Source organism: Micromonospora sp. MH33, from assembly GCF_003013775.1.
Classification (GTDB): Bacteria; Actinomycetota; Actinomycetes; order Mycobacteriales; family Micromonosporaceae; genus Micromonospora; species Micromonospora fulviviridis.
This window is the reverse complement of sequence record NZ_MUYZ01000510.1, coordinates 1-2,741: the sequence shown is the minus strand read 5'-3', so window position 1 is coordinate 2,741 and position 2,741 is coordinate 1. Positions and strand designations below refer to the sequence as shown.

Annotated in this window: 3 protein-coding genes; all 3 read right to left on the bottom strand. The window is 75.0% G+C overall.

Going from position 1 to position 2,741, the window contains the following annotated elements:
• Positions 1 to 1,249: DEAD/DEAH box helicase (locus tag B0E53_RS35125; RefSeq protein ID WP_107079794.1), on the bottom strand; the 1,249-nt coding region annotated here is incomplete at its 3' end.
• Positions 1,250 to 1,461: 212 nt separating this feature from the next.
• Positions 1,462 to 1,665 (bottom strand): cold-shock protein, encoded by a 204-nt coding sequence (locus B0E53_RS35120; RefSeq protein WP_107079793.1) that lies wholly within the window; start codon positions 1,663 to 1,665, stop codon positions 1,462 to 1,464.
• A gap of 200 nt (positions 1,666 to 1,865) precedes the next feature.
• A partial coding sequence (locus B0E53_RS35115; protein WP_210406341.1) for a PD-(D/E)XK nuclease family protein occupies positions 1,866 to 2,741 on the bottom strand: 876 nt, incomplete at its 5' end.

Genomic DNA, 2,741 nt, shown 5'->3' with positions numbered 1-2,741 from the left:
GCGGGCGGCGGGACCGGGACGGCCGCGTGGCCGCGGCGGCGTGCGGCGCGGGCGGCGGGGTGAGGGTGACCGGGACGCCGGTGGGCTGGCGCGCGCCGGTGACGCGGGCCAGTTCCTCGTCGCCGGCGCGTACCCGGGCGGTATGCGGGGTGATGCCGGCGACGGTCATCAGCCGGGAGACGTCCCGGCGCTGCTCCGGCAGGACCAGGGTGACCACGGCGCCGGACTCCCCCGCCCGGGCGGTCCGCCCGCCCCGGTGCAGGTAGTCCTTCGCCTCGGTCGGCGGGTCGGCGTTGACCACCAGGTCCAGCCCGTCCACGTGGATGCCCCGGGCCGCCACGTCGGTGGCCACCAGCGCGGTGACGTGCCCGGTGCGGAACTGCTCCAGGATCCGGGTGCGCTGCGGTTGGCTCTTGCCGCCGTGCAGCGCCGCGGCGCGTACCCCCTTGGCGAGCAGTTGGCGGGCGACCCGGTCGGCGCGGTGCTTGGTCGCCATGAACAGGATGGTGCGGCCCTCGCGGGCGGCGATGTGGGCCAGTGCGGCGGGCTTGTCGTCCGCCTCGACGTGCAGCACGTGGTGGGTCATCGCGGTCACCGTGGCGGTGCCCGGGTCAACGGAGTGCGACACGGGGTTGCTCAGGAAGCGGCGGACCAGCCGGTCCACGCCCCCGTCCAGGGTGGCCGAGAAGAGCATCCGCTGGCCGTTCGGGTCGACCTGCTCCAGCAGCTTCGTCACCTGCGGCAGGAAGCCCATGTCGGCCATCTGGTCGGCCTCGTCGAGCACGGTGACGGCCACCTGGTCGAGCCGGGCGTCGCCGCGGTTGATCAGGTCGTGCAGCCGGCCCGGGGTGGCCACCAGCACCTCGGCGCCGGCGCGCAGCGCGTCCGCCTGCCGCTGGAGGGAGAGCCCCCCGACCACGGTGGCGCAGCGCAGCCCGAGCGCCCGGGCGTACGGGGTGAGCGCCGCGGTGACCTGCTGGGCCAGTTCGCGGGTGGGTACCAGCACCAGCGCCAGCGGGCGGCCGGGGCGGGCCCGGCGACCGGCCGTGCGGTGCAGCAGCGGCAGCCCGAAGGCCAGCGTCTTGCCCGAGCCGGTGCGCCCGCGGCCGAGCACGTCCCGGCCGGCCAGCGAGTCCGGCAGGGTCGCCGTCTGGATCGGGAACGGCTCGGTGATGCCCTGCGCGGCCAGCTCGGCGACCAGCTCCGGGGCCAGGCCGGTGGCGGCGAAGGTGGGAATGGTCATGGTCATGCGAAAAGCCTTCCTCGACGCGGCACGTGTCGAGGAAGGGCGCCGGGGAGCGGCGCGTCACCGGGGTCACCGGTGGTCACAAGCACGAACCGAAAGGGTACGGGCCGGCCCGCCGCAGCACGCCACGTCCCGCGGAGCGGGTGGGCGGCGCAGCGGACCGGCCCGTCACCGCGCCCGGGGGGCGCGATGGGTGTTACCGGATGATCCGAAGATCAGAGCGGACGGATGTTCTCCGCCTGCGGGCCCTTCTGGCCCTGGGTCACCTCGAACTCGACCCGCTGGTTCTCGTCCAGGCTCCGGTAGCCGGAGGACTGGATCGCCGAGAAGTGGGCGAAGACGTCGGCGCCGCCGTCGTCCGGGGTGATGAAGCCGAAGCCCTTGTCAGCGTTGAACCACTTGACGGTGCCAATTGCCATTTGTTTCGTCTCCTTGACGGAACGTTCGGACCCGCACCTGTTGCGGACCGAAGGGAGCACACCGCGCGCGAGTGCGCGGCGTACCTGTCGCTGCTGGTCGCCCCGCCCGGAGAACTCCGGACACAACAAAGAGCGCCTGGGGCCACAATCCGCCAGGCGCACACAGAGTCTCTGGAAACCAAAACTGCAACGTCGTCAGCCTAGCACGATCTCGGCAACGCCGCGCCCTCTGTCGGAAATTCCGGCACCGCGGCGACGAGCGCGGTCAGCCCCGCGGCGTCGAGCAGGTCGGCGGGGCGGACGGTCACCCCGTCCCGGACGTAGTGGAAGGCGGCCCCGACCCGGTCGACCGGCACCCCGGCCAGCTCGGCCCAGGCCAGTCGGTAGACGGCGAGCTGCACGGCGGCGGCGTCGGCCTCCCGCCCGGCGGGCTGCCGGCCGGTCTTCCAGTCGACCACGTCGTAGCGGCCGCCGGGGCGGGCGAAGACCGCGTCCATCCGGCCCCGGACCACCACCCCGGCGATCACCGTGGCGAAGGGCACCTCCACCTCCACCGGCACCCGGTCGGCCCACTCGCTGGCCAGGAAGCGCTGCTGGAGTTCGGTGAGCGCCTCGTCCGGGGCGGCGTCGTCGTCGGCCGCCCCGGGCAGCTCGTCCACGTCGAGCAGCCGGTCGGCGCCGAAGCGCTGCTCCAGCCAGGTGTGGAACGCGGTGCCCCGCCGGGCGTACGGGTTGGGCTCTGTGGGCATCGGACGGCGCAGCGTCCGGGCCAGCGCCTCCGGGTTCCGGCGCAGCGCCACCAGTTGGGTCACCGACAGGTGCCCGGGCAGCTCCACCTCGACCGCCTCGGCCCGCCGGGCCAGCTCGGCCCGTTCGGCGAGGAGCAGGTCGGCCTCCCGCCGCCAGCGGGCCACCTCGGTGTCCTCGGCGGGCTCGGCAGCCGGCCGGGTTTCCTCGGCATCACCGGCAGGCCCGGAGCCGGCGGACAGCAGCGCCTCCTCGCGGCGGGCCGCCTCGGGGTCGGCCAGGCAGCGGCGGACCAGGGCGGCCGCCTCGGCCAGCGCCGGCCGGCGGGC

What these genes read in the sequence shown, in the direction of transcription:
- B0E53_RS35120 (WP_107079793.1), bottom strand. Translation starts at nt 1,665, where the DNA reads ATGGCAATTGGCACCGTCAAGTGGTTCAACGCTGACAAGGGCTTCGGC.